This is a genomic window from Maricaulis sp. (assembly GCF_034670125.1).
GTDB lineage: Bacteria > Pseudomonadota > Alphaproteobacteria > Caulobacterales > Maricaulaceae > Maricaulis.
Map to the genome: position 1 here is coordinate 160248 of NZ_JAXMOC010000005.1, position 24603 is coordinate 184850.

A 24603-nucleotide genomic window follows, 5' to 3' on the forward strand; every position below is an offset into this window, starting at 1 on the left:
ACCCTAAGCCGCCTTCTTCCCCGCCGCCGCAGGCTGAGGCCGGGTGAACAGCAGATCGCCCTCGCTCGAACCCTCCGCCTCGAAGCGGTAGCCGCCGAGGTCGAACTTCACCAGGTCGGCCGGGTCGGTGATGCGGTTTTCGATGGCCCAGCGGGCCATCATGCCGCGGGCCTTCTTGGCGAAGACCATGAGGGCGCGCAGCTGGCCGTCTTTTTCTTCCTTGAAGGTGGCGGTGACCACGCGGCCCTTCAGCGCCTTGCGATCGACGGCCTTGAAATACTCGTTCGAGGCCAGGTTCAGGATGACCGGCTCGGCGTCGTCTGTTTGCAGGCTGTTGAGCTCTTTGGCGATCCTGTCACCCCAGAAATCATACAGGCTCTCGCCGCGCCTTGTGTGCAGTTTGCGGCCCATTTCCAGGCGATAGGGATGGATGGCGTCGAGCGGTTTCAGGGCGCCATACATGCCTGACAGGATGCGCAGATGATTCTGCGCCCAGTCGAGATCATCGGCCGACAGCGTGTCCGCCTCAAGCCCGCGATAGACCTCGCCATTGAAGGCGAAGGCGGCCTGTTTCACACCCGGCTGGTCGGCATCAAAGGCCTGAAAACGTTCGCGATTGAGGCGGGCGAGATCATCATTGATCTTCATCATCGCCTTGATCTTGGGCGCCGTCAGCTGACGCGTCGTCTTCGACAGGATCCGCGTCTCGTCGATCAGGTCCGGCGTTGTCGTCGGCAGGTCGCGCCCGACGGCGTCGAAGTTCATGTTCTTGGCGGGCGAGAGCAGAATCAGCATGGGCAATCTCCTTGCCCTCAAGGATAGGGATCGCCGCGCCCGCTTTCCAGATGCGGACGCGGTGTCGCGTGCTGAAATGATTTATGGCCGCGATAGAGCGGGGCTATGAGTGGGTACAAAATCGGGGCAGGCCCAATTAGTGCCCCGCCACGTCCGCGCCTCCGGCGCAAACCCCGCCATAGACCGCTTGCCGAGAGACCGCCGTATCCGGGTCTTCAGGTCAAGGGCGGCGCAGCCGCCGCTTCGCGGTTTCACCCTTGAGCTGAAGACCCGGATACGGCCAGCTGGCTGACAAGCGATGTATGGATGGCTCCGCACCGCGTTGACGGGAGGTGTGGACTTGTTGAACTTGCACGTGTCGGGAAAACGGTACGTATCCCCGTTTTCTTTTGGCCGCGGACAACCGGGCCGCAAGAACGTTCGGCCAAGTTATGAGTCGAGTAGCAGCGGTGTGTGATTGTTTCATAGTGGTGAATTAACGAGGGTATTAGGTGCCCAGTAATCAGGTATATATTTCGCTATGCATCGCTTCGTTGGTGTTATCTGCTTGTCTGCCGGATCGGCAGGGCGGGAATTCTGGCCTTGATGTTTCTTGGTGCCAGGTAAGCGGCGATGGCGAGATCGAAATCTATCTCGGCGAAAGCCCGTTCTCAGATGTGCCTGTTGTGCAAGAGTATGACCTTACCTATCAAATTGAATTCTGCGGGGATTCGTCTCGCTGTATTGCTGACCCGGTAATTGTAGATTTTGACGCATTGGAAAATTCCTTGAACGGTAATTGGTGCGAGGGGCAGGTTTGTTTCCAATTGGTTCGTGGCAATGTTTCAAGCAACATGACCGGCGAAAACAATTTAGTGTCTTCGTGGCACTCTGAGTATGAGATCCACAGCGACTTTGAGTTTGACCACACAGGCGCCATCACGAAGTTGAGCTTTTTTGGAAGCGACTTTGAACCCTGCCGGGTTGCGCAGTAACTTCCCCATCAATGGGAAGCGGATACGACCTGCCCACTGACAAGCGATCTATGGATTGCGCTGCGCGGTGGTGCGGAGGTCATGGCCGAACAAATGGTGGCTCGAACGCGACTGATACCGGTAGGGCCAGCCCGAACATGCGCTACAGCAAGACCCGCGGATTCATGATGCCCTTGGGGTCGAGCGCGGTCTTGATCGCTCGCATCACAGCCACATCGACCGGCTTTCGGCTGGCGAGTTCGGTGCGCTTCAGGATACCGATGCCGTGCTCGGCCGAGATCGAGCCGCCGAATTTGTCGACCATGTCGTAGACAAGGCGTGAGAGCGGGGCGGCCTGGGCGATGAAATCATCGTCGGCGCCGGTCTCGCGGGCGGCGACGTTGAAGTGGACATTGCCGTCGCCGACATGGCCAAAGGCGATGACGAGGGCGCCGGGGAATTTGGCTTCCACGGCTTGGGTGGCCTGGCGCATGAAGGCCGGCATTTTCGAGACCGGGATGGAAATGTCGTGCTTGACCGCCTTGCCATGGGCGCGTTCGGCCTCGGCGATGGTTTCGCGCAGGCGCCAGAAGTCATGGATCTGGCTGTCGTTTTCGGCGATGGCGGCGTCGGCGATGAGCCCGGCCTCAAAACCCTGGCCCAGCGCGTCTTCCAGGGTTGCGCGGGCGCCGTCGGCGCGGCCGAAACTCATTTCACACACCACATACCAGGCATGTTCACCGGACAGCGGATCGCGGGTGCCGGGGACGTGCTCCAGGACCATCTCCAGCGCCATGCGCGGCATGATCTCGAAAGCCGTGACGGCACCGCCGGAGACCTGTTTGGCAAGGCCGAGGAATTTCACGGCGTCGTCGACACTGTCCAAGCCGCAAAAGGCGACTTCCATGCGCGAAGGGCGCGGGAAGAGTTTCAGGGTCGCCGCGGTGATGATGCCCAGCGTGCCTTCGGCACCGATCAGCAATTGCTTGAGATCGTAGCCGGTATTGTCCTTGCGCAGGCCGGTCAGCCCGGACCAGATCGTGCCGTCGGGCAGCACCGCTTCCAGGCCCAGGACCAGTTCGCGGGTCATGCCATAGCGCAGCACATGCACGCCGCCGGCATTGGTCGAGATCAACCCGCCGATCATCGCCGAGCCTTGCGACCCCAGGGAGAGCGGGAAAAGCCGGTCATGGTCGGCGGCGAGATTTTGCAGGGCCTCCAGTACGCAGCCAGCCTCGACCGTCATCGAGTCATTGTCGGCATCAACCTCGCGCACACCGGTCATGCGTTTGAGGCTCATCAACACCTCGCCCTGCGGAGTTGCCGCGCCGCACAGGGATGTATTGCCGCCCTGCGGGGTGATGGCGATGCCGGCCTCGTGGCACAGGCGGACACAGGCCGCGACTTCGTCTGTACTGGCGGGTTTCAGGAGGATCGGGGTGGAACCCTGATAGCGACCGCGCCAGTCCGCGACATGCGGGGCGAGCTCCTGCTCGTCCTGCGACCAGCCCTTGGGACCCAGGATATCCTTGAGCCCTGCGGTGAGGCTGTCGGGCAGGGCGTGGGCGGTGACGGCGGGGGTCTCGTTGACGGTTTTGGAAACAGGCATGGCGGGCGGGTCCGGTGGGTCGAGGGTCAGAGCAGGTCGTCCTTGGGCGCGGCGGCGCGTTGCAGGCGGTCATTGATGGCCTCACCCAAGCCCTCATCGGGGATGGGCGCAACCGCAATTCGTCCCGCACCGCGGGCGTCGAGCGCTCGCAGGGCCGAGAACAGGCCGGTTGCGGCTTCGGCCAGGTCGCCGGTTTCGGACAGGTTGAGGTCGCCGCCAATGGCACCAAAGCCCAGCAGGACTTCACCGGGCCGTGCCGTTTCGGCGTTGAGCCGCATGGCCGCGTCGGGTGCGTAGTGGCTTTTCATCATGCCGGGAGCGAGCAGGGCCTCGGCATCGCCGGCATCGGCCAAGCGTCCGGTGATCGCCTCGATCTGGCGCCGGGCCAGACCGCCCGGCCGCAGCAGGGTCGGCGTGCCGCCGAGCAGGGCGATGACGGTCGATTCGAGTCCCACCGGGCAGGGGCCGCCATCGAGGATGAGGTCGATCCGGTCGCCCAGACCTTCCGCGACATGGGCGGCGGTGGTCGGGCTGACGGCACCGGACGGGTTGGCGCTGGGGGCGACCAGCGGGCCGTCAAAGGCCCGGATCAGGGCCTGGGCGGCGGTGTGACGTGGCGCCCGCAGGGCAATCGAGTCGAGACCGGCATTGGCAATATCGGCGATCGGCGCGTCGGGGCGCTTGGGCAGGACCAGGGTCAGCGGGCCGGGCCAGAAGGTCTCGGCCAGCTGATCCGCCAGATCCGGCCATCCTGCCAGTCGCCAGGCCATGGTGGGACCGGCGACATGGGCGATCAGCGGGTTGAAGCGCGGTCGTCCCTTCGCCGCGTAGAGGCGCGCCACGGCGTCGGCATTGCCGGCATCGGCGGCGAGGCCATAGACCGTCTCGGTCGGCATGGCGACCAGACCGCCCGCCTTGAGAATGGCGGCAGCCTCCTCGATCACGGCGGGATCGCTGGCCGGTTTGATCGGGGCGGGTTTGCTCAAGGCGGGTTGCGTGGGGGCGCTCATGGCCGGGAGCTAGCCCCCAACTCGCCTGTCATGCAAGCGCAAGGCGCAAGTCAATTCGCCGCATCGGCCTCGATGTGGAGCTGCAGGGTCACGTCCGCAGCGGCCGAGCCCCAGCTGGATCCGCCAACGCCAAACTCGGTGCGGGCGATGACGAAACTGGCATCGGCGACGGCGCGGCCGTCGGCGATGTCCAGGGTGAAGGGCATCACCAGCTCGCGTTCCGTCCCGCGAATGGTCATCACGCCGTGCGCTTCATAGCCGGTATCGGTGGCACGGATGTCGTCGGAGACGAAGCGCGCGGTCTGATGATCTATCGGGTTGAGGCCGGCATTGGACAGCATGCTGTCATCCATCTGGCGATTGCCGGTCGAGCCGCTGGCCGTCGTCACGCTGGCCTCAATGCGGGCGGCGTCGAGGTTGGCCGGGTCGAGCGTGATCGCGGCGGTCCAGGTGTCGAAGGCACCGGTCACCGTGCCGCCGGAGACCGTGGTCTCGAACGCGACCGACGAGGCATCATGATCGACGGACCAGTCCTGGGCCTGCGCCGGAACGGTCAGGACGGTCAGGGCGGAGAGGGCGATCAGGGACGTACGCAACATGGAAACTATCCTTTCAGGAAGGGGATCATGCGGGCCATCAATCCGTCCTTGTTGATGAACTGGTGCTTAAGGGCTGCGGCGACATGCAGGCCGGTCAGCGTGAAAATGGCCCAGCCACCGGCGCCGTGCAGGCTGGCGGACAGGTCTTGGAAGCCTTCGGTCTGCGGCACCGGGAGTTTCGGCAGGACGAGATCGGGATTGTTGAACAACAGGGTCGGCGGTTCGGCGGCCGAAGCGGCGATCAGACCGCCCAGCGGCATGCCGATCATGATGGCGTAGAAGGCCCAGTGGGTCGCCGTCGCGGCCAGTCGTTCCCAGGAAGCCATGCCGTCGGGCAGGCCGGGTCCCGGATGGGTGAGCCGCCAGGCGAGGCGGACCAGTGACAGCAGCAGGACCAACAGCCCGGTTGTCTTGTGGGCGTTATAGGCGAACTGGACTTCGTCCAGCGTCACGTTCTCGCCCGCAAACAGGGCGTGTTTCAGGTCTTCCATGTGCCAGGCATAGAAAACCATGCCGATCAGCATGGCGGCGATGACCCAGTGCAGGGCGATGGCGACGCCGGTATAGCGCGTGGTGGGGCTCATCTCAGTCATCCTCTGTCAGGAACTCGGCTTCGATCAGGATACGCACGGTCGGGCCGACAATGCTGTGTGGCAAATTGCCGACATTGAACGCATCACGGTCCAGTATTCCGTTGGCGCTGAACCCGATCGCCGGGCGCCCTTCCAGCCAGTTGGTCAGCCCGCCATTGAAGATCACGTCCAGCGTCACCGGCCTTGTGACCCCGTTCAGGGTCAACTCTCCGGTGACCTGGCCGGTGCTCGCGCCGGTCACATCGATCGCGGTCGAGCGGAACACGATTTGCGGGTGCCGGTCGGCCTGCAGCCAGTCTGCGGCCAGGGCGGCGTCGAAGTCCGGATCGCCGGTGGAGACGGACGCCGCCTCGATGATCGCCGTCAGCCGGGCAGTCGCGGGCAACGCCGGATCAAAATCCAGGGACGCGTCAACCGCGTCGAAGCGGCCCGTATACCAGCTCAACCCCATGTGCTGGACCTGCCAGGTCACGCTGGCATGGGCCGGATCGAGCGACCATTGCCCGGCTGGCAGGCGTTGCGGGTCGGTGGTCGGGGTCAGGCAGCCGGCCATCAGCAGGCAGGCCATCGGTGTCAGGAGGCGGGGCAGACGTGTCATCATACCTCATATGAGGGTATTGGCCGTCGCGATAAAGCCACACCTTGCGCCGGGATCGGCAATTCACTGTTTCCGGATTCGCTTCACGCGGGCGAAACGCTATGTTCGCCCCCGCACAAGAAATGCCGAACAGGCAGTCACAAGGAGGTTGGTCATGTCCTATCGCGCCCCGCTCGATGAGATGCGTTTCACACTGGAAGAAGTGGCTGCTGTTGAAGGGCTGAAGGCGACCGGCGCCTTTCCGGATTTCTCCTCGGACCTGACGGCTGCGATCCTCGACGAGGCCGCCAAGCTGGCCGAGAACGTGCTCGCACCGCTCAACAAGGTCGGCGATGCCGAGCATTGCAAGCTGGCCAATGACGCGGTGACCACGCCGACCGGCTTTCCCGAGGCCTACGCGCAATTCGTCGAAGGTGGCTGGCAGGGCCTGCAATTCTCCACCGACGATGGCGGTATGGGCCTGCCGCGGGCGCTGGGCGTGACCGTGCTGGAAATGATCCAGGGCGCCAACCTGTCCTTCGGCCTCGGTCCGATGCTGACCTATGGCGCCATCGAGGCGCTGATCGAGCATGGCACGGACGAGCAAAAGGCAATGTATCTGCCCAAGCTGATCACCGGCGAATGGTCCGGCACGATGAACCTGACCGAGCCGTCGGCCGGCTCCGACGTCGGGGCCCTGCGCACCAAGGCCGAGCCCAATCCCGACGGCAGCTGGGCCATCTCGGGCCAGAAGATCTACATCACCTGGGGTGATCATGATTGCGCCGAGAACATCATCCATCTTGTTCTGGCGCGGACGCCGGGCTCGCCTGAAGGTACCAAGGGCATTTCGCTGTTCATTGTTCCCAAGGTGCTGCCCGACGGCTCGGCCAATTCGCTCAAGGCCATCGGTCTCGAGCACAAGCTGGGCATTCACGGCTCGCCGACCTGCACCATGGAATATGCCGGCGCGACCGGCTGGCTGATCGGCGGCGAGAATGCTGGCATGCGCTGCATGTTCACGATGATGAACTCGGCTCGTCTCAATGTCGGCGTCCAGGGCGTCGGTATTGCCGAACGCGCCTACCAGCAGGCGCTCGCCTATGCCACCGACCGCAAGCAGGGCCGTGCCGTCGATGCGGACGGCCCGGCGCCGCACGCCATCATCCATCATCCTGACATCAAGCGGACCCTGTCCCTGATGAAAGCGAAGATCGCCGCCGCCCGCGCCATTTGCGTGTCTTGTGCGGTTGCCGCCGACATGGCGCATCACGGCGATGAGGACGATGAGAAGGCCGCCGCCAAACGACGCGAGGAATTGCTCACCCCGATCGCCAAGGCCTGGTCGACCGATATCGGTGTCGAAGTCGCTTCGGCCAATATCCAGGTCCATGGCGGAATGGGCTATATCGAGGAAACCGGCGCCGCCCAGCATCTGCGCGATGCCCGCATCACGCCGATCTATGAAGGCACCAATGCGATCCAGGCCATCGACCTGGTGGGCCGCAAACTGTCCATGGGCGATGGCGCGGCCTTTGACGAGCTCTATGCCGACATCGACCAGACCATCGAAAGCTGCCTGACCTCCTCGCATCCCGATCTGCCGCCGCTCGGCGAGCGTCTTCGCGACAGTCTGGAAGCCCTGCAGGAGGCCGCCGACTGGCTCGCCGAAGCCGACATGAAGGACCGTCTGGCCGGTGCCACGCCTTTCCTGACCCTGGCTGGTGAAACGGTTGGCGGATGGTTGCTCTGTGTCGGTGCTGTCGCCGCCCGTCGCCGCCAGAAGGAAAATGTCGGTGATCCCGCCTTCGCCGCCCAGCGCATCGCCCTGGCCAATTTCTACGCCGAAGCCGTGATGACCCTCGGCCATTCCCGTGTCGACGACATCACCATGGGCGCCGACATGATCGACGAGGTTGGCTTCGGGCTTTAGGGCGAAGGGCTGCGGCGGTGCAAAAAGGGGACAGGTCTAATTAACGCGTCGATCCTGTTGCCGCCTTGCTGACAGTGCCGCGCGTTAATTAGACCTGTCCCCTTTTTCAGACCCACATCGCGTCGGCATTGGGGTGACCGCGACCGTCGAGCAGGCGGATCAGGCCGACCACGCCGCGGATCAGCATCCACAGCCAGATCAGGGCCAGGCCGAAAAAGCCGAACGGCATCAGGATCACGGTCATGATCATGAAGGTGCACACGATGATGCCCAGCACCGCCGTCCAGAAGGACTTGATCTGATAGGTGTAGTGCGATTGCAGCCAGTGCGGTGCCCGCTCGCGGCGGGCATAGGCGATGATCACCGCCAGGATGGTGGAGATGCCGATGATGTTGCCGACGAGGAACAGGACATAGTTCAGCCCGGCGAACAGCTTGTCGTCGCGGTCTGAAGCGTGGCTGTTGCCGGGTTCGATGATGGTCTCTGACATGGGACAGGTCTCCTTGCTGCCAAGGCTGCCAGACCGGGCCTGCCGGGCCAAGCGGGAAGGCGCTGGCATCAATCCCCTGCGTCCCGCGGGCCACGCTGGCGGCTTAAAATGCTGTCATGGGCAGGCGGACTTCTTGGTTATGCGGCGAATTCGACGTATCGAAGTGTCCTGTTAGCCAGGTCAGGTCCTGTTCAGCTCATGTTAGGCAGAATACTCGATATCTTGATCCCGGTCCTGTTGCTGGGAGGCCTGCTGGCCTATCTGGCCTTGCTGGCAATCGGCTTGCTGACCGGGTGGCATCTGCCCTATCCGGCCAGTTTCTGGTGGCTCGCGGCGACCGGGTGCCCGGCATTGGGCGTGGCATTGATTTATTGGCGGGGCCAGTCGGATGGACCTGTCCTGGAAGGGGAAGAGACATGAGCCTGATCGTCACCATGGGTGAGACCGTTCCGGGTCGCGAGATTGACCAGGTGGTCGGGCTGGCGCGCGGCAATGTCGTGCGGGCCCGCTTTTTCGGCCGTGATTTCATCGCCGGCCTGCGCAATCTGGTGGGCGGCGAAGTCCCTGAATATACCAATCTTCTCTCGGAATCACGTGAACAGGCGCTCGACCGCATGGCGAAACATGCCGAAGAGCTCGGCGCCGACGCCATCATCTCGGTGCGCCTGACCACCTCATCGGTCATGGAAGGCGCGGCGGAAATCCTTGCCTACGGAACGGCTGTGAAACTGAAATGAGTCCCCTGATGAAGCGTCTTGCCGGCCGTGCGGCCGATGAAATCATGGAAACCGTCCGGTTCATCGGCGGTGTTGTGGCGGTGTGGCTGGGTCTGGTGACCTTCGGCTTTGCCGCTTTCCACATCCCGTCGGAAAGCATGCAGCCCTCGCTGGAAGTCGGCGACCGGGTGCTGGTGTCGAAATGGGCCTATGGCTATTCGGTGCATTCCCTGCCGCTGGGGCTGGGCTATGTCCTGCCCGACAGCTGGGACGGACGCATCGCCTGGTCGCAGCCGCGCCGTGGTGATGTCGTGGTATTCCGCGACGAGAACCAGACCCCGCCGCGCAATCTGATCAAGAGGGTCACCGGTGTGGCCGGTGACGTGATCGAAGTGCGCGCAGGCCGTCTCTACATCAATGGCGAAGTCGCACCGCGCATGTTTGAAGACATTCGCACCTATCGCGAGGACCGCTCGGGCCAGCCGGTCACGGTGAGCCATTATACCGAGATCCTGCCCGGTGACCGCGATCATCCGATCTATGAGCGCATTGATGACTATCCGCTTGATGATTTCGGACCGGTGACCGTGCGTCCCGGCACCGTCTTCGTGATGGGCGACAATCGTGACGCCTCCAGTGACAGCCGCGCCTCCGGCGGGCCAGGCTTTGTGCCGCTGGAGAATGTCGTCGGCCGCGCCGAGACCGTGTTGTTCACGCTGGAACGCTGCCGCCGGGAACAGGGCCTGCACTGCCCGACCGGCCGGGTCTGGGGCGGGCTGTAAGATCGCGTCTGCCGATCAGAGGGGCGGCCGTGTCAGCGACTAGTCTGGCGCGGGCTTGGGCACCGCTCTAGTCTCTCCCCAAATCACTCAATCGGGGAGAGGGCGCATGAGCCTCAAGGGAAAGACGATCTTCATCACCGGCGCATCGCGCGGTATCGGTCTGGCGATCGGTGAGCGCTGTGCCCGCGATGGCGCCAATATCATCATCGCGGCCAAGTCCGACACGGTTGATCCGCGCCTTGAAGGCACCATCCACACGGCGGCCAAGGCCATCGAGAATGCGGGCGGACAGGCGCTGGCGGTCAAGTGCGATATCCGCGACGAAGCCCAGGTTGAAGCCGCGGTCGAAGCCGGGGTCGACCGCTTTGGCGGCATCGATGCCGTGATCAACAATGCCTCCGCCATCTATCCGCGTGGCACCGGCGATGTTCCGATGAAGCGCTATGACCTGATGCACCAGGTCAATGGTCGCGGCACTTTCCTGACCACGCAGAAATGCCTGCCGCATCTGATGAAGTCCGAAAACCCGCACATCATCGCCCTGGCGCCGCCGCTCGACATGCGCGGGATGTGGTTTGGTCCGCACGTTGCCTACACCTCGGCAAAATACCAGATGAGCCTGTGCATCCTGGGTTGGGGCGAGGAGTTCAAGGGCAAGATCGGCGCCAATGCGATCTGGCCGCGTACCGCTGTCGCCACCGCCGCGATCTCCAACGTGCTGGCCGGCGAAGAGGCGATGAAGAGCTGCCGCAAGCCGGAGATTCTCGCCGATACCGCCTATGCGGTCCTCAACAAGCCGGCGGCCACGTTCACCGGCAATTTCATCATCGATGACAGCTTTTTGTGGGATGAGGGCGAGCGCGATCTCGACCAGTATTCCTACGACCCGTCGATCGAGCTCCTGCCGGACTTCTTCGTCCCGGAAGAGCCGGCCGCGCCTCCCGGCGTGAAGATCATGGCGATCCCGGCGGCGCACTGATCGGAGAGGGGGGCAAGCCTGCGATCATGGCGGCCTGGAAGGAACAGGTACACGAAATAGTAGCGCGCACCTTTTTGAGAGTTTCCTGACTGATTTCATTGGTTAATCGTCAGGCAAATTGGTGTGTGTTGTCTAATCGCGGCTGTCTTGGTCAAGCTCCTGGTCTTCACATTTGATGTCACTGCCGGGGTCGTGGTTGTCTTCGCGGTCTGTTGAGCCGGGGATAAACGGGGACATGTACCGTTTTCGCGCGCGCCCCGCGCGGAGCCGTCCATACATCCCATGACAGCCAGCGGGCCGTATCCGGTTCTTGAGGTCAAGGGCGGCGCAGCCGCCGCTTTGCGGGTTCCCCCTTGAGCTCAAGAACCGGATACGGCGTACTCCCGGCAAGGGATTTATGGCGCAACAGGCGCGGGGTGCGCCGGTGCTTATGCCAGAGGCCTTGGCGGTGGCCGCATTAAATGGGACAGACACAATTATCAGGTAGGCAGGGACAAATTGAATGCGTCTGGCCCAATTGTTTAAGGCTGCGGCCGCAGTGCCCGGGTGATTGTTCCGGTCATTGCTCCGGGCCCCGATTTGGCGCAAAACGGACGCGATGACCGACACTTTCCTCACCATTGCCTACGCCATCGCAGCCGGATCGATCGGCTTTGCACTCGCCATGGCGCTGGCCAATCGTGGTCAGCGGGGCGACCGGTCCTTGTATTTTTGTCTGGCGCTTATCGCGCTGCTGGCACATGTGCTCGGCCAGCTGGTCATTGTCTCGGGCGCCTACCGCTATGCGCCGCATCTGGTCGGGGCTGACCTGGCGGTCAAGATGGTGCTGGGGCCGGCCGTCTACTTCTTCGCCCGCGCCCTGATGTCGACGGAAAAGCCGCGTTTTGGCGGCTTGGACTGGTTGGTGCTGCTCGGCCCGGTGCTGGTCCTTGTCGCGACATTGCCCTTTGCCAGCCTGAGCGCCGAACAGAAGCTCGCCCTGGCCGACCCGGCGACCCGCAATCCGGATCATTTCCGGATCGCGCTCTTTACCTGCACGGCGACACTGGTCGTCTTCCTGACCTTTACCGGCGCCTATCTTGTTGCCGCTTTGAGGCTGCAGGCGCGGCACAGGCGGCAGATGATGGAGGAGTACTCCAACGTCGAACGCAAGACGCTGGACTGGCTGCGCACCGTGCTTTTGGTGTTCGCGGGCGCCTGGACGTTTTTTGCCATCAAGCAGGTGCTCTGGATCACCGGCACGTCGCTACCCGCCTTCAATGTCGTCCTGGCATTCACGGAGACCCTGGCAATCGCGGCCTTTGCCTATTTCGGTGTGCACCAGCCCGAGCTGCCCTCCGAGCGGAAGACCAAGGACAGGGCGAGCACAGCCGACGCGTCAGCCAGACGCCCGATCCTGACCGAGCAGCGCATGAGCCGGACCGCCGCCAAGCTGGTCGGCGCGCTGGAGGCCGACAGGCTTTACGCCGACAGCGAGCTGTCGCTGCGCAAGCTGTCCGACATCACCGGCGTCACCAAGAACCATATCTCCGAGACGCTGTCCCAGCATCTTGGCGTCAATTTCTTTGACTTTGTGAACAGTCATCGCGCCGACGAGGCCAAGCGGCTCTTGAGCGAGACCGAGCTCAATACGCTGGAAGTCGCCCTCGAGGTCGGGTTCAACTCCCGTTCGACCTTCAACGCGGCGTTCAAGAAACATGTCGGCGCACCGCCGAGCCAGTATCGGGCCGAGGTGCGCAGCGCCGGGCCGCCGGACATGGAAAACGCCCTCCACTGACACGCGTCGATGTCCGAATGGCCCCATTCGGACGACAGGCAGGCCGATATTCCGCATGACCGGGGGGCCGGTGACCGCACCGGCTTGGTTCACTGCTTGGTCGACGGGAGCGCTTACGCCATGTCCGCAATACACTATTCCGATCAGTCCGCCCGCCGCATGGCCCGGCTGGCCGGCCTGTCCTACGTCATCTATTCCGCCACCGGGATCTACATCACTTTCGGACCGATACCGGGCCTTGGTGCGCTGGCGGGTGGGGAGGCGGCGTCGCAGTCGCTGGAATTTCTCTTTCGCACGGGGCTTCTGGCCGAGGCGGTGATGTATACCTTCGTCGTCATATCGGCAGCTGCCATGTATGCGGTGCTGAGGCCGGTGAGCCAGGGCGGCGCCTTGGTCGGTGCCTTCTGCCGGCTGATCGAAAGCGCCATGGGGGCGACCTTCATCATCTTCAAATATGCCGCCTTCGCCGCCATCGTGAACCCCGATCTGAGTCCCGGCTTTTCGGGTGAGGAACGCTCCGCCCTGGTGACGCTCCTGCGCGATGTCTACGGGTCGGCGATCTATTTCCTGCTGATCCCGATGGCCGTGGGCGGCGTTGTTTTCTTCGCCCTGTTCTTCCGCTCGCGCTTCCTCCCGCGTTGGCTCGCGGTCTGGGGCATGATCACCTATCTGGTCGTCGGGACCGTGGCCGCGACCATCATCTTGTTCCCGTCGGTGCAATCGCACGTCATGCTATTCTTCATGCCGGGTGCCCTGTTTGAATGGGTTGTGGCGTTGTGGTTGCTCTTTGCGGGGATCAACACGAAGCGCCGGACCGGCCAGTCTCCGCTGGCCGTCCGCGGTGCCGCGGCCCCCTGACGGGCGTCGAACACAGGGTGTGATGGCCGTCACACCCTGTGTAACTCGTTGTCATTTCTAACAACTTAGAGGTTGGGTGAATCGCATTTACCATTAGGGTCTGTCTCTCGGGACCATGCGATGAGGGGCGGGACGATGAGGACGCGATCAGGTGGCGGGTGGATCAGTGTGGTGGTGATAGCAGGCGTGGCCATTGGTTTCGCGATCGCCTGGATCCAGGGCGGCTCGCCCTACAATTTCTGACCCTTTCGGTCAGGCCCACGGGCGCAGCCCAAAATCCCGCTTGCGCTTTTTCAAAATTCGCCACTATGGGAGTTGGAGCGTCGCACTCTGCGGCCGGTCGCCCACAAGCGGACCGCCGCTGACCCTTCGCCAGCCGTCGACGCGGCCGGCCGGAGTGACCCATCCATGCTTCTCGTGGACACCTATCTGGCTCCCAGCCCCCTGGAAGGGCTGGGCGTCTTTGCGTCTGAATTCATTCCGGCCGGGACCCTGGTCTGGGTGCTCGACCCGGCAGTCGACCTGATCCTGACCGAGGCCCAGCTGGCCGAGCGGCCGCAGATCTATCGTCAATACATGCAGCGCTATGCCTATTTCGATCGCGGGCTGAACGGCTATCTGCTCGATGGCGACCATGCCCGGTTTCTCAATCATTGTGCCGAGCCGAATATCGATTTCCGTGCCGACGGCAATGGCGAGGCCCGTCGCGATATCCATTTCGGTGAGGAAATCCTGTGTGACTACAGCCAGTTCATGGAGGATGTCGTGCTCCTGCCGAGCTCGGCCCGGCCCGGCTTGGTCGCGGCGCCGGCCTGAGAATTCCCGGTCGGAACGCACGGCCGGGGCTGGAAAGCGCGCCGCGTTGGCCGCAAGGTGGGTGGCATGAAAACCACGATCTTCGACAGTCCCGCAAGCCGCCTCCACGCCGTCCCGCCCGGCCATCCCGAGCATGTCGGGCGATATGAGGCGGTCCGCGAGGCCTTGCTGGCCCTGCCGGGCTGCGACTGGAGGGAGGCGCCGACCGGGGCAATGACCGATGTGGCGCGCTTTCACAGCGCCGCCCATGCCGACCGTGTCCTGACTGCCTGCGCGCAGGCTCCGGCCGGCGAGTGGCAGGCACTGGACCCGGACACTCTGGTCTGCGATCGCTCGGTGGCGGCCGCGCTGGGCGCCGTCGGTGGTGCGGTCGCGGCAGTGGACCAGGTGATCGCGGATGAGGCCGGAGGCGCGGCCTTCGTGCTGGCCCGTCCGCCGGGTCATCACGCCGAGCCGGACCGTCCGATGGGGTTTTGCCTGTTCAACACCATCGCCATTGCGGCGGCCCATGCCCTGGACGTGCACGACCTGACCTCGGTCGCCATCGTCGATATCGACGTCCATCACGGCAATGGCACGCAATGCCTGGCTGAGCGGGAGGCACGGGTGTTTTTCGCGTCCCTGCACCAGGCGCCGCTCTATCCGGGCACGGGCGGGAAGGGTGAGACCGGCCTCAACGGCAATGTCCTCAACTGCCCGATGCCCGATGGCGTGACCGGTCCGCAATGGCGACAACGGTTCGGGGACCGGGTACTGCCGGCCCTGCGTCGGGCGCGACCGCAACTGGTCCTGGTCTCGGCCGGATTTGATGCGCATGCGGATGATCCGGTCGGTGGCTGGGGCCTGCGCAGCAATGACTATGCCTGGGCCGCCGGGCAGCTGGCTGGGATTGCCCGAGAATTTGCCGGTTCCCGGCTTGTTTCCGTGCTGGAGGGTGGCTACGACTGTCCGGCCCTGGGGCGGTCGGCGTCGGCTTATGTCGACGCGCTGTCGCAGGCGTGACATCCGAATTCTGCCAGGCTGCGACGGGGCGTGCCGGCTGCCGAGCTTGCCCCGCGCTGGCCCCCGCGCGTGACCGTGACATTGCATGACCGAGATTGACACCACGGCTGCCAGGCGGCCCGGCTACATCACCATCGCCCGCCACGGCCAGCCGCTCGCCAATCGCGAGGCGATGATGGACTGGCGCGGTTATGAGGACTGGTGGGACAATACCTATCAGCCGGCGCCGCTGGTCGCAGGCCAGGTCGCACCGGAGCCGCTGAAGGACCAGGCGGTCGGTGCCCGTACGATCTTTGCCTCGACCCTGCGCCGGGCGATCGAGACCGCCCAGGCTGTGGCACCGGGGCGCGAGCTGGTGATCGAGGATGATTTCGTTGAAGCCGAACTGCCGCCACCGCCCTGGCCCGGTCGATTCATGGCCAAGACCTGGGGCGTTTTTGCCCGCTGTACCTGGTGGCTGGGTCAGTCGCGTGGCCGCGAGAGCCGTGTCGAGGCCGACCAGCGCGCCGCCCGCGCCGTTAACCGACTGATCGAGGCCGCCGAGACCGGCCCGGTCGTGTGCTGTGCCCATGGCTGGTTCAACCGCATGATGCGGCCGCATCTCAAGGCCTCCGGCTGGGTCTGTGTCCGTGATGGCGGGGACAGTTACTGGTCCTGGCGCCGCTATGAGTATCGCGGCGACTGACGCGCCGATTGCGGCCCTGCCACGGGCTTCCTATGGTGACCGCGCATTGAGATCATGACCGGGCTGACCGGGATCGTAACGAACCGGATACGGAGAGAGAGCATGGCCGCCGAACCGCATGCCGACATCGCGACCCTGAGCTTCGAGGCGGCGCTCGCCGAACTCGAAGGCATCGTGCGCCAGCTGGAATCCGGCGAGGTTGAACTGGAACGCTCGATCGAGATCTATGAGCGTGGTGCCGCGCTGCGCGCCTATTGTGACAGCAAGCTGAAAAGCGCCGAGCTGAAGGTCGAGAAGATCGTCCGCGGCGAGGATGGCCAGCCGGCAACCGAACCGGCCGGACTCGACCCGGCATGACGGACCTTTCGTCCGGCCTCGCGTCGATCGAGGACTTCCTCAAGCTCGACATCCGGGTCGGCTCGGTTGTGCGCGCCGAGCCTTTCCCCGAGGCCCGCAAGCCGGCTATCCGCCTGTGGATCGATTTTGGCGGCGAGCTGGGGACGAAAAAGTCGTCGGCGCAGATCACCACGCACTACACACCCGACGCGCTGATCGGCCGACAGGTGTTGGCTGTGGTGAATTTTCCGCCACGCCAGATCGGCCCGATGCGCTCTGAAGTGCTGACTCTCGGCGTTTCTGATGGCATGGGAGAGATCGTGCTGATGGCACCGGACCAGTCGGTGCCGGACGGCGCTCGTCTGCACTAGGCATCGCAGCAGGTCCGCGTCTGCGATGACGCGACGCAAAGGACAGGACAGGCAGGGCAGATGGAGAATTTCGAACAGCGACTCAACGAGCATGCCGACCGCGTGACGGTTGCGCTGGATGCGTTGCTGCCGCGCGCTGAAGGGCCGGAAGCCCATCTCAATTCGGCCATGCGTTATGCGGCCCTCGGACCGGGCAAGCGCCTGCGTCCCTTCCTGACCATCGAGGCCGGGCATCTCGTCCATGCCGACGAGCGCGGTGCCCTGCGCGCCGCCTGCGCGCTGGAATGCGTCCACGCCTATTCACTCATCCATGACGACCTGCCCTGCATGGATGATGACGACATGCGTCGGGGCCGCCCGACCGTCCACAAGGCCTATGACGAGGCGACCGCGGTCCTCGCCGGAGATGGACTGCAGTCGATCGCCTACGAAATCCTGGCCCATCCCGATACCCATCAGCGCGGCAGCGTCCGCGCCCGCCTGGTCGAGCGCCTGTCCCGGGCGTCCGGGCCCTATGGCATGGTCGGCGGGCAGATGATCGATATCCGCGCCGAGACCGAACAGTTCGACATTTCCGTCGTCACCCGCATGCACCGGATGAAGACCGGGGCACTGATTTCCTACGCCGTGGAGGCTGTCACCATCCTCAAGGATGTTGATGATCCGGTCCGGCGGGCGCTGGAAGGGTTTGCCCACGATCTCGGCTTGGCCTATCAGATCACCGATGATCTCCTGGATGCCACGGGTGATGAGGATGAGGCGGGCAAGGCGCTCGGCAAGGATGCCGGTCAAGGAAAAGCCACCTTTGTCACCATTCTGGGCATCGAGGGCGCGCGTGACCGCTCGCGGCACTTGGCCGCACAGGCCAAGGAACACCTTGATCCCTTTGGTGCGCGGGCAGATGTTTTGAGAGAGGCCGTCGACTTCATTCTGGCGCGGCGCTCGTGAAAGGCTGTAGGCCAATGGTACCGAAAACCCCGATCCTCGACACCGTCAACTCACCGGCAGATCTGAAGAATCTGCCGATCGACCGGCTCAAGACGCTGGCTGACGAAGTGCGGGCCGAGACCATCGACGCGGTCTCCGTCACCGGCGGGCATCTGGGCGCCGGTCTGGGCGTGGTCGAGCTGACGACCGCGCTCCACCACGTCTTCGACACGCCGACCGACACGCTGATCTGGGATGTCGGCCACCAATGTTATCCGCACAAGATCCTGACCGGTCGCCGTGACCGCATCCGCACGCTGCGCCAGCCCGGCGGCCTGTCCGGCTTCACCAAGCGCTCGGAAAGCGAATACGACCCGTTTGGCGCTGCCCACGCCTCGACCTCGATCTCGGCGGCGCTCGGCTTTGCCGTCGGTCGCGATCTCAAGGACGAGCAGCGCAATGTGATCGCGGTCATCGGCGATGGCTCGATGTCGGCAGGCATGGCCTATGAGGCGATGAACAATGCCGGCCATATCGGTGGCCGCCTGATCGTCATCCTCAACGACAATGACATGTCCATCGCCCCGCCGGTCGGCGCGATGAGCCATTATTTCGCCCGCCTGGTCTCCTCGCAGGGCTATCGCTCCATCCGCAAGCTCGGCAAGGGCGTCGCCAAAGCGCTTCGGGTCGAGGAAGCCGCGCGCCGGGCCGAGGAGTACATGCGCGGCATGGCCATGGGCGGTACGCTGTTCGAGGAGATGGGCTTTCGCTATGTCGGCCCGATCGACGGCCATGATCTCGACCAGCTGGTGCCGGTGCTGCGCAATGTGCGCGACGGCGACAATGGTCCGGTCCTGATCCATGTCGTGACCCAGAAAGGCAAGGGCTATGCCCCCGCCGAAGCCGCCGACGACAAGTATCACGGCGTCGCCAAGTTCAACGTCATCACCGGCGAGCAACAAAAATCCAAGGCGGCCGCGCCGTCCTATACCAAGGTCTTCGCCCAGCAACTGATCCGCGAGGCCGAGGCCGACAGTCGCGTCGTCGGCGTCACCGCCGCCATGCCGGGCGGCACCGGGCTCGACCTGTTCGGGGAGCGCTTCCCGGACCGGATGTTTGATGTCGGCATCGCCGAACAGCACGCCGTGACCTTCGCGGCTGGCCTCGCTGCCGATGGCATGAAGCCGTTCGCCGCGATCTATTCAACCTTCCTGCAGCGCGGCTATGACCAGGTCGTCCATGATGTGGCGATCCAGAAGCTGCCCGTGCGCTTTGCGATAGACCGGGCCGGTCTGGTCGGTGCCGACGGGGCCACCCATGCCGGCAGTTTCGACGTCGGCTATCTCGGCGCGCTGCCGGGCATGGTTGTGATGGCCGCCGCCGACGAGCTGGAATTGTCGCGCATGGTCAAGACGGCAGCCCTGATCGACGATACCCCGTCGGCCTTCCGCTACCCGCGCGGCAATGGCACCGGCGTCGAGATGCCCGAGGTGATCGAGCCGCTGGAGATCGGCAAGGGCCGCATCGTGCGCGAAGGCTCGCGCATAGCCATCCTGTCGCTGGGCACCCGTCTCGAGGAAAGCCTCAAGGCCGCCGACGCGCTGGCCGCCCAGGGTTTCTCGACCACGGTCGCCGACGCCCGCTTCGCCAAACCGCTCGATGAAGACCTCATCCTGCGCCTGGCCCGCGAGCATGAGGTCCTGATCACGGTGGAAGAGGGCGCTGTCGGCGGCTTTGGCGCCTTCGTCCTGCACCTGCTGGCTGACAAGGGCGCGCTGGACCGCGGTCTGCGCGTGCGCACCCTGACCCTGCCGGACATCTTCCAGGATCAGGAAGCCCCCTTCGACATGTACGAAACCGCCGGCCTCAACGCCCGCCACATCGCTGCCAAGGCGCTGGAGGCCATGGGCAAGGATGATGCGGCGGCGGAGCGTGTGGCTGCGGCGCTGATCGCGGGGTAGGGACGGGCTGTCCAAGTTGTCATCCCGGATGGACGACCCGCGCAGGCGGAGCGCAAGTCCCGGACCTGTTTTTGCAGGCAGTTAGGTCCGCGTCCTGCGTCCGGACTTCGCCGGACATCCAACGGGGATGACAAGCGTTGTGTATCCGTAAAGCAGGACAACACACCTGTCTCTGTTGCCCGTGCGCTTTGTTTCACAGGTCCTCGCCCTTGATGGGCGAGGTGGATCGTCGCGACAGCGGCGAGACGGAGTGGGTGACGGGCGGTCAGTTCCGGAACGCTGCGCGTTTCACCCGATCCGACCCGAGGCTGCGCCTCGGCCCACCTTCCCTTGTTAGGGGAAGGACCTGTTGGTGGGGGCCTTCATGCAGCGCAAGCTGGCCCACCCTGCAGCCCCCGCTAAACTGACTCCTATCCTCCCCAACCCTCAACCGGACCCCACCCATGCGCGCAGACCTCTACCTCGTCGAACACGGTCATTTCGACACCCGCGCGCGGGCGCAGGCGGCGATTGCGGCGGGGAAGGTTTCGGTGAACGGGGTGGCCGTGTCCAAACCGTCGCAGAAGATCCCGGACGGGGCCGAGATCGTGGCCGAGGCGGCGCATCCCTGGGTGTCGCGGGCAGCGCTCAAACTGGTAGCGGGGCTGGATGCTTTCGCGGTGGATCCGGCGGATCGGGTTTGTCTCGACGTCGGCTCTTCGACCGGCGGCTTCACCGAGGTCCTACTGGCGCGCGGGGCGCGGCATGTCTATGCGGTGGATGTCGGGCGCGACCAGTTGCACGCCTCGCTTCAGGCTGACCGGCGGGTCACGTCACTGGAGTCGACCGATGCCAGGTCATTGGCGGCGGAGATGTTGTCCGAGCCACCCTCGCTGGTGGTCTGCGATGCCAGCTTCATCTCGATGCTCAAGGTCATCGCCCGGCCCCTGGCGCTGAGCGCTGCGACCAGCGACCTGATCGCGCTCATCAAACCCCAGTTCGAGGTCGGCAAGGCCTTGATCGGCAAGGGCGGCCTGGTGAAAAGCGATGAGGCGCGCGACAATGCGGTCGCAACCGTTCGGGCAGGCCTTGAGGGCCTGGAAAACTTTTCGGTACGCGCGGTCATGGACAGTCCGATCGAAGGCGGCGACGGCAACAGGGAATACCTTATCGCCGCCAGCCGTTCGCTTCAAACCTGAATCCCCTGAGACGCGTGTCCCGGGTCGGATGGACCCTATTGACCGTAGGTGTCGGCCGGACGCCAGATGCCGTCACTGCCCTGGCACATATAGACCTGGTCGGTGACCGTCTGGCCGTAAGCGTCCATGCGGCGGGTCTGCGACCAGTGACAGGCACCGGTGGCCGAGTTTACCTGATAGCTGGCGCTGCTCTGCGACTGGCCGTCATAGGCCGAGGCATTGTAGGTGCGGGCGTGGTCAGCGCGTTCGGCGCCACCGAGCAGCTCGCCCGACGAGCCATAGCTGTCGGCGTAGTAGGCGTTGTCGTCGTAATAGGCGCTGTCGTCATAACCGGCCTGGTACGGGTCGTCATAGTAGGCGTCATTCTGGTTGTAGGCGCTGTTGTCGTAATAGCCGCCTGGCTTGCCCGGATAAGGGTTTTGCGGAGTGGCGCGGACCGTGTTGCAGTCGCCACCGCCGGCGATGCCGGCCCCGATCACCGCGCCGACACCCAGCCCGGCAATGGTGCCGACTTCCTCGGCATTGCCGCGATCGCGGTGCTGGTAGCGATGGCCACGGCCGCGGCCCCAGCTGCCATGTCCGCCGCGTCCACCGCGACCATAATGACTGTCGCGGCTGTGGCGGTTGTTGTTGCTGTCATCGGCCAATTCATTGCCGATCACGGCGCCGAGCAGGCCACCGATGATGGCGCCGGCGACCTGACGGCCCTGGCGTTCGGACTCGCAGTCCTGATAATTCTGGGCCTGATAGCTCTGGGCCTGGGCCATGGACGGCAGGGCGACACTCAGTGCCGTTGCGGCGAGAAGCGTGGGGGTCAGCAGTTTCATCTCTACCTCCGACTTGGGGCTGCGCGACGGATGTCGCCGGTGTTGATGCCGGTTCTAGCGCGCCGTCGATGAGCCGCACATGAACGGCCCGATGAACAATACGCAAGAAAAAGGCCGACCCGGCTGGATCGGCCTTTCTCCTTTGTGACCCCACGCACACAGGGTCACGGGTCTTTCGGCCAGTGGCCTACTGGTATTGCGAGACCTGCCAGTCGCCATAGGCATCCCGGCACATGCGCACACGGTCGTAATTATAGGTCCCGTCCGGCATGTAGATCTCGGCATCACCCCAGCGACATTCGACGCCGGCATTGTAATAGGTCTCGCGGATGATGACCGCACCGCGCACGCCGGAATAGGGATTGCCCCAGTAATAAGGCTGTCCGTATTCGAAGGCATAGTTCATCGCGTAGTGATACTGCGCGCGGTCACAATCATCGAACCGGCTGACCGAGCTGCCCAGGGCGGCACCAAAGCCCGCGCCGAGCAGGATACCCGCACCGACATTGTCATCGCCAGCCGCGGCACCACCGATGATGGCGCCCAGCAGGGCTCCGACCACGGCGCCGTCGCCATTGTTATTGTAGCGGCAGATACCGTCATAATAGGCGAACTGACGGTTGGAATAACCGTAGTCGTAATAGCGCGTGTTGTAGCGCCAGCGGCTCGACGGTCCCCAGCTGCCGTAATAGCGCGAGTTCGACCAGCCGTGATTCATGTGGCGGATCCAGCGACGCTGGGCCTGGTGCCGGCGTTGGTCGCGATAGAAATTGTAGCGCCGTTGCGCCCGCTCCCAGCGCCGGCGGTCGCGACGATCGTCGCGGTCACGCCATTGCCGCCAGTCATGCCGGCCGCCAGGTCGGTGAGAGCCGGGTCCACGGACGTCGGGACGGCGACGGTCGCGATCCCAGCCACCATCGGGGCGACGACGGTCGCGATCCCAGCCACCATCCGGGCGGCGACGGCGATCCGGCCGGCTGTCGGGGCCACGTCCACCGGGACGACTGTCCGGCCGACGAGGGCGGTCAGGCCGGGTATCGGGACGGCGACCAACAGGACCTGTGTCGGGACGGCGGGGCCGATCAGGACGGCTGTCCGGTCCCCGACCGCGTGGTCCGGAGTCCGGACGACGGGGACGGTCCGGACGCGAGTCGGGACGGCGGGGCCGGTCAGGACGACTGTCCGGTCCCCGACCGCGTGGTCCGGAGTCCGGACGACGGGGACGGTCCGGACGCGAGTCGGGACGACGGGGCCGGTCAGGCCGGGTGTCCGGGCCTCGACCGCCGGGCCGTGATTCAGGACCACGTCCGCCGGGACGGGCGTCCGGGCTGCGGCCACCAGGGCGGCTGTCAGGGCGTCGTGGCCGATCCGGGCGGGATGTCGGAGCCGGGCGGTCGCGCGATGTAGGCCGGGTGGCCGGTGCTGCATCGCGGCGCGGACGTTCATTGCGGGCTTCACGGCGTTGCGGATTGCCGCCACGTCGGGCTCCGCGCCCGGTCTCATTGCCATCCGAGCTTCGGACTTCATCCCCACCGCCGCGTCGCTGGGCCTCGGCCGGCGCGGTGACGAACGCTGTGGGCAGAAGGATGAGGCTGGCGAGTGAGGCGCAAAGCCATTTGTGCTTGAGCAACTGCATGCGGGCGGTCTCCGGGTGTCGCCGGGCAGACCCGGCCAATCTGCGCCGAACCTAGAGATTCGCGTATGAGCCGAACATGAACGCCGGGTTCACCTTTGTGATCACCAGGCGGATTGGCCCGCATGGCGCAGCTTCTGGTCGGCCAGCACCAGCGCCGCCATCGCCTCGCCGACCGGCACGGCGCGGATGCCGACGCACGGGTCGTGGCGACCGCGGGTCTCGATCACGGTTTCCTCGAAATTGCGGTCCAGCGTGTTGCGCTCGACGGTGATCGAGGAGGTCGGTTTGACGGCAAAGCGGACCACCAGGTCCTGCCCTGTGGAAATACCACCCAGCACGCCGCCATTATGGTTGGAGCCGAACACCGGACCATCCTCGCCCATGCGCATTTCGTCGGCGGCGTCCTCGCCGCGCATGGCGGCAGAGCCGAAACCCGCGCCGATCTCGACGCCCTTGACCGCATTGATGGTCATCATCGCGGCGGCCAGTTCACTGTCGAGCTTGGCATAGACGGGCGCGCCCCAGCCGACCGGAACGCCGGAGACGACGACTTCGACAATGGCGCCCGTGGAGGAACCGGCCCGGCGAAGGGCGTCCATGTCGGCTTCCCACAGGGCGGCGGTTGTCGCGTCGGGGCAGAAGAACGGGTTGTTGCTCACCTCGTCCCAGTCCCAGCAGGTGCGGTCGATGGCGCGATCACCCACCTGCACCAGGGCGGCGCGGATCGAGATGCCATCGCCCAGCACCTTGCGGGCAATGCCGCCGGCGGCGACCCGCATCGCGGTTTCACGGGCCGAGGAGCGACCGCCGCCGCGATAATCCCGGATGCCGTACTTCATGTCATAGGTGTAGTCGGCATGGCCGGGCCGCCATTTGTCGCGGATGGCGTTGTAATCCTTCGAGCGCTGATCGGTATTCTCGATCATCAGGCTGATCGGCGCGCCCGTCGTCACCGGCCCGTCCGTGCGGTCATCCTCGAAAGTGCCCGACAGGATGCGGACCTGGTCGGGCTCCTGGCGCGGCGTGACATGGCGCGAAGTGCCCGGACGGCGCAGGTCGAGGAAGGGCTGAAGGTCGGCCTCGGTCAGCGGAATGCCGGCCGGGCAGCCATCGACGACGGCGCCGATCGAAGGCCCATGGCTTTCGCCCCAGGTGGTGACCCGGAAGAGATGTCCGAACGTGTTGTGTGACAT

At 64.6% G+C, this 24603-nt stretch carries 27 protein-coding genes; 16 read left to right on the forward strand and 11 right to left on the reverse strand.

Features of this window, described 5'->3' with window-relative positions; all coding sequences use genetic code 11:
* Positions 1 to 3 precede the first annotated feature (3 nt).
* Positions 4 to 795, reverse strand: a complete 792-nt coding sequence (gene yaaA / locus VOI18_RS11195) for a peroxide stress protein YaaA (RefSeq protein WP_323762499.1) — start codon at positions 793 to 795, stop codon at positions 4 to 6.
* A gap of 491 nt (positions 796 to 1286) precedes the next feature.
* On the opposite strand from yaaA, the gene VOI18_RS11200 reads away from it, so the two are divergent.
* Positions 1287 to 1769 (forward strand): hypothetical protein, encoded by a 483-nt coding sequence (locus VOI18_RS11200; RefSeq protein WP_323762500.1) that lies wholly within the window; start codon positions 1287 to 1289, stop codon positions 1767 to 1769.
* Positions 1770 to 1911: 142 nt separating this feature from the next.
* Here the strand turns inward: VOI18_RS11200 and VOI18_RS11205 are convergent, their stop codons facing one another.
* From VOI18_RS11205 to VOI18_RS11225, 5 genes are read right to left on the reverse strand one after another with little or no spacing between them, the layout of a single operon-like run.
* The gene (locus VOI18_RS11205) at positions 1912 to 3357 is read right to left on the reverse strand and encodes an FAD-binding oxidoreductase (protein WP_323762501.1); all 1446 of its coding nucleotides are present in this window, start codon (positions 3355 to 3357) and stop codon (positions 1912 to 1914) included.
* A gap of 26 nt (positions 3358 to 3383) precedes the next feature.
* On the reverse strand, positions 3384 to 4367 hold the full coding sequence (locus VOI18_RS11210) for an L-threonylcarbamoyladenylate synthase (protein ID WP_416374879.1): 984 nt from the start codon (positions 4365 to 4367) through the stop codon (positions 3384 to 3386).
* 50 nt (positions 4368 to 4417) lie between these two features.
* Positions 4418 to 4966: a YceI family protein gene (locus tag VOI18_RS11215; protein ID WP_323762503.1), complete on the reverse strand. Its 549-nt coding sequence runs from the start codon at positions 4964 to 4966 to the stop codon at positions 4418 to 4420.
* Positions 4967 to 4971: 5 nt separating this feature from the next.
* On the reverse strand, positions 4972 to 5550 hold the full coding sequence (locus VOI18_RS11220) for a cytochrome b (protein ID WP_323762504.1): 579 nt from the start codon (positions 5548 to 5550) through the stop codon (positions 4972 to 4974).
* 1 nt (position 5551) lies between these two features.
* Positions 5552 to 6157 carry a YceI family protein gene (locus VOI18_RS11225; protein WP_323762505.1) on the reverse strand — a complete coding sequence of 202 codons (606 nt, stop codon included), beginning with the start codon at positions 6155 to 6157 and terminating at the stop codon, positions 5552 to 5554.
* A gap of 154 nt (positions 6158 to 6311) precedes the next feature.
* On the opposite strand from VOI18_RS11225, the gene VOI18_RS11230 reads away from it, so the two are divergent.
* Entirely contained in the window at positions 6312 to 8069 is a 1758-nt protein-coding gene (locus VOI18_RS11230; protein WP_323762506.1) for an acyl-CoA dehydrogenase, read from the forward strand.
* Positions 8070 to 8175: 106 nt separating this feature from the next.
* On the opposite strand, the gene VOI18_RS11235 is transcribed toward VOI18_RS11230, so the two are convergent.
* Entirely contained in the window at positions 8176 to 8559 is a 384-nt protein-coding gene (locus VOI18_RS11235; RefSeq protein ID WP_323762507.1) for a hypothetical protein, read from the reverse strand.
* Between the two features lie 198 nt (positions 8560 to 8757).
* On the opposite strand from VOI18_RS11235, the gene VOI18_RS11240 reads away from it, so the two are divergent.
* The 14 genes from VOI18_RS11240 to VOI18_RS11305 all read left to right on the forward strand — a co-directional run bounded on the left by VOI18_RS11240 (position 8758) and on the right by VOI18_RS11305 (position 20947).
* Entirely contained in the window at positions 8758 to 8979 is a 222-nt protein-coding gene (locus VOI18_RS11240; RefSeq protein ID WP_323762508.1) for a hypothetical protein, read from the forward strand.
* The gene (locus tag VOI18_RS11245; protein ID WP_323762509.1) at positions 8976 to 9296 is read left to right on the forward strand and encodes a YbjQ family protein; all 321 of its coding nucleotides are present in this window, start codon (positions 8976 to 8978) and stop codon (positions 9294 to 9296) included. The genes VOI18_RS11240 and VOI18_RS11245 overlap by 4 nt, the downstream gene beginning before the upstream one ends.
* Before the next feature lie 8 nt (positions 9297 to 9304).
* Positions 9305 to 10057 (forward strand): signal peptidase I, encoded by a 753-nt coding sequence (gene lepB, locus VOI18_RS11250; RefSeq protein ID WP_323762510.1) that lies wholly within the window; start codon positions 9305 to 9307, stop codon positions 10055 to 10057.
* A gap of 106 nt (positions 10058 to 10163) precedes the next feature.
* The gene (locus tag VOI18_RS11255) at positions 10164 to 11036 is read left to right on the forward strand and encodes an NAD(P)-dependent oxidoreductase (protein ID WP_323762511.1); all 873 of its coding nucleotides are present in this window, start codon (positions 10164 to 10166) and stop codon (positions 11034 to 11036) included.
* A gap of 598 nt (positions 11037 to 11634) precedes the next feature.
* Complete coding sequence (locus VOI18_RS11260) at positions 11635 to 12813, forward strand: helix-turn-helix transcriptional regulator (RefSeq protein WP_323762512.1); 1179 nt, start codon at positions 11635 to 11637, stop codon at positions 12811 to 12813.
* Between the two features lie 120 nt (positions 12814 to 12933).
* Positions 12934 to 13671, forward strand: a complete 738-nt coding sequence (locus VOI18_RS11265; RefSeq protein ID WP_323762513.1) for a DUF4386 domain-containing protein — start codon at positions 12934 to 12936, stop codon at positions 13669 to 13671.
* A 408-nt stretch (positions 13672 to 14079) separates the two neighbouring features.
* Positions 14080 to 14487, forward strand: a complete 408-nt coding sequence (locus tag VOI18_RS11270) for an SET domain-containing protein (RefSeq protein WP_323762514.1) — start codon at positions 14080 to 14082, stop codon at positions 14485 to 14487.
* Between the two features lie 66 nt (positions 14488 to 14553).
* The gene (locus VOI18_RS11275; protein WP_323762515.1) at positions 14554 to 15489 is read left to right on the forward strand and encodes a histone deacetylase family protein; all 936 of its coding nucleotides are present in this window, start codon (positions 14554 to 14556) and stop codon (positions 15487 to 15489) included.
* A gap of 85 nt (positions 15490 to 15574) precedes the next feature.
* Positions 15575 to 16174, forward strand: coding sequence for a histidine phosphatase family protein (locus VOI18_RS11280; protein WP_323762516.1), 600 nt, complete (start codon positions 15575 to 15577; stop codon positions 16172 to 16174).
* Between the two features lie 102 nt (positions 16175 to 16276).
* Positions 16277 to 16531 (forward strand): exodeoxyribonuclease VII small subunit, encoded by a 255-nt coding sequence (locus tag VOI18_RS11285; RefSeq protein WP_323762517.1) that lies wholly within the window; start codon positions 16277 to 16279, stop codon positions 16529 to 16531.
* A complete protein-coding gene (locus tag VOI18_RS11290) occupies positions 16528 to 16881 on the forward strand; it encodes a tRNA-binding protein (protein ID WP_323762518.1) in 354 nt (117 codons plus the stop codon). Before VOI18_RS11285 ends, VOI18_RS11290 begins: the two co-directional genes overlap by 4 nt.
* 60 nt (positions 16882 to 16941) lie before the next feature.
* Complete coding sequence (locus tag VOI18_RS11295) at positions 16942 to 17829, forward strand: farnesyl diphosphate synthase (protein WP_323762519.1); 888 nt, start codon at positions 16942 to 16944, stop codon at positions 17827 to 17829.
* Positions 17830 to 17843: 14 nt separating this feature from the next.
* Entirely contained in the window at positions 17844 to 19769 is a 1926-nt protein-coding gene (gene dxs / locus VOI18_RS11300) for a 1-deoxy-D-xylulose-5-phosphate synthase (RefSeq protein WP_323762520.1), read from the forward strand.
* 443 nt (positions 19770 to 20212) lie between these two features.
* Positions 20213 to 20947: a TlyA family RNA methyltransferase gene (locus tag VOI18_RS11305; RefSeq protein ID WP_323762521.1), complete on the forward strand. Its 735-nt coding sequence runs from the start codon at positions 20213 to 20215 to the stop codon at positions 20945 to 20947.
* A 35-nt stretch (positions 20948 to 20982) separates the two neighbouring features.
* Here the strand turns inward: VOI18_RS11305 and VOI18_RS11310 are convergent, their stop codons facing one another.
* From VOI18_RS11310 to aroC, 4 genes are all read right to left on the reverse strand, one after another.
* Positions 20983 to 21774: a hypothetical protein gene (locus VOI18_RS11310; protein WP_323762522.1), complete on the reverse strand. Its 792-nt coding sequence runs from the start codon at positions 21772 to 21774 to the stop codon at positions 20983 to 20985.
* Positions 21775 to 21961: 187 nt separating this feature from the next.
* The gene (locus tag VOI18_RS11315; RefSeq protein ID WP_323762523.1) at positions 21962 to 22492 is read right to left on the reverse strand and encodes a glycine zipper domain-containing protein; all 531 of its coding nucleotides are present in this window, start codon (positions 22490 to 22492) and stop codon (positions 21962 to 21964) included.
* Positions 22489 to 23301: a hypothetical protein gene (locus VOI18_RS11320; RefSeq protein ID WP_323762524.1), complete on the reverse strand. Its 813-nt coding sequence runs from the start codon at positions 23299 to 23301 to the stop codon at positions 22489 to 22491. The genes VOI18_RS11315 and VOI18_RS11320 overlap by 4 nt, the downstream gene beginning before the upstream one ends.
* A gap of 210 nt (positions 23302 to 23511) precedes the next feature.
* Positions 23512 to 24603, reverse strand: a complete 1092-nt coding sequence (aroC, locus tag VOI18_RS11325; RefSeq protein WP_323762525.1) for a chorismate synthase — start codon at positions 24601 to 24603, stop codon at positions 23512 to 23514.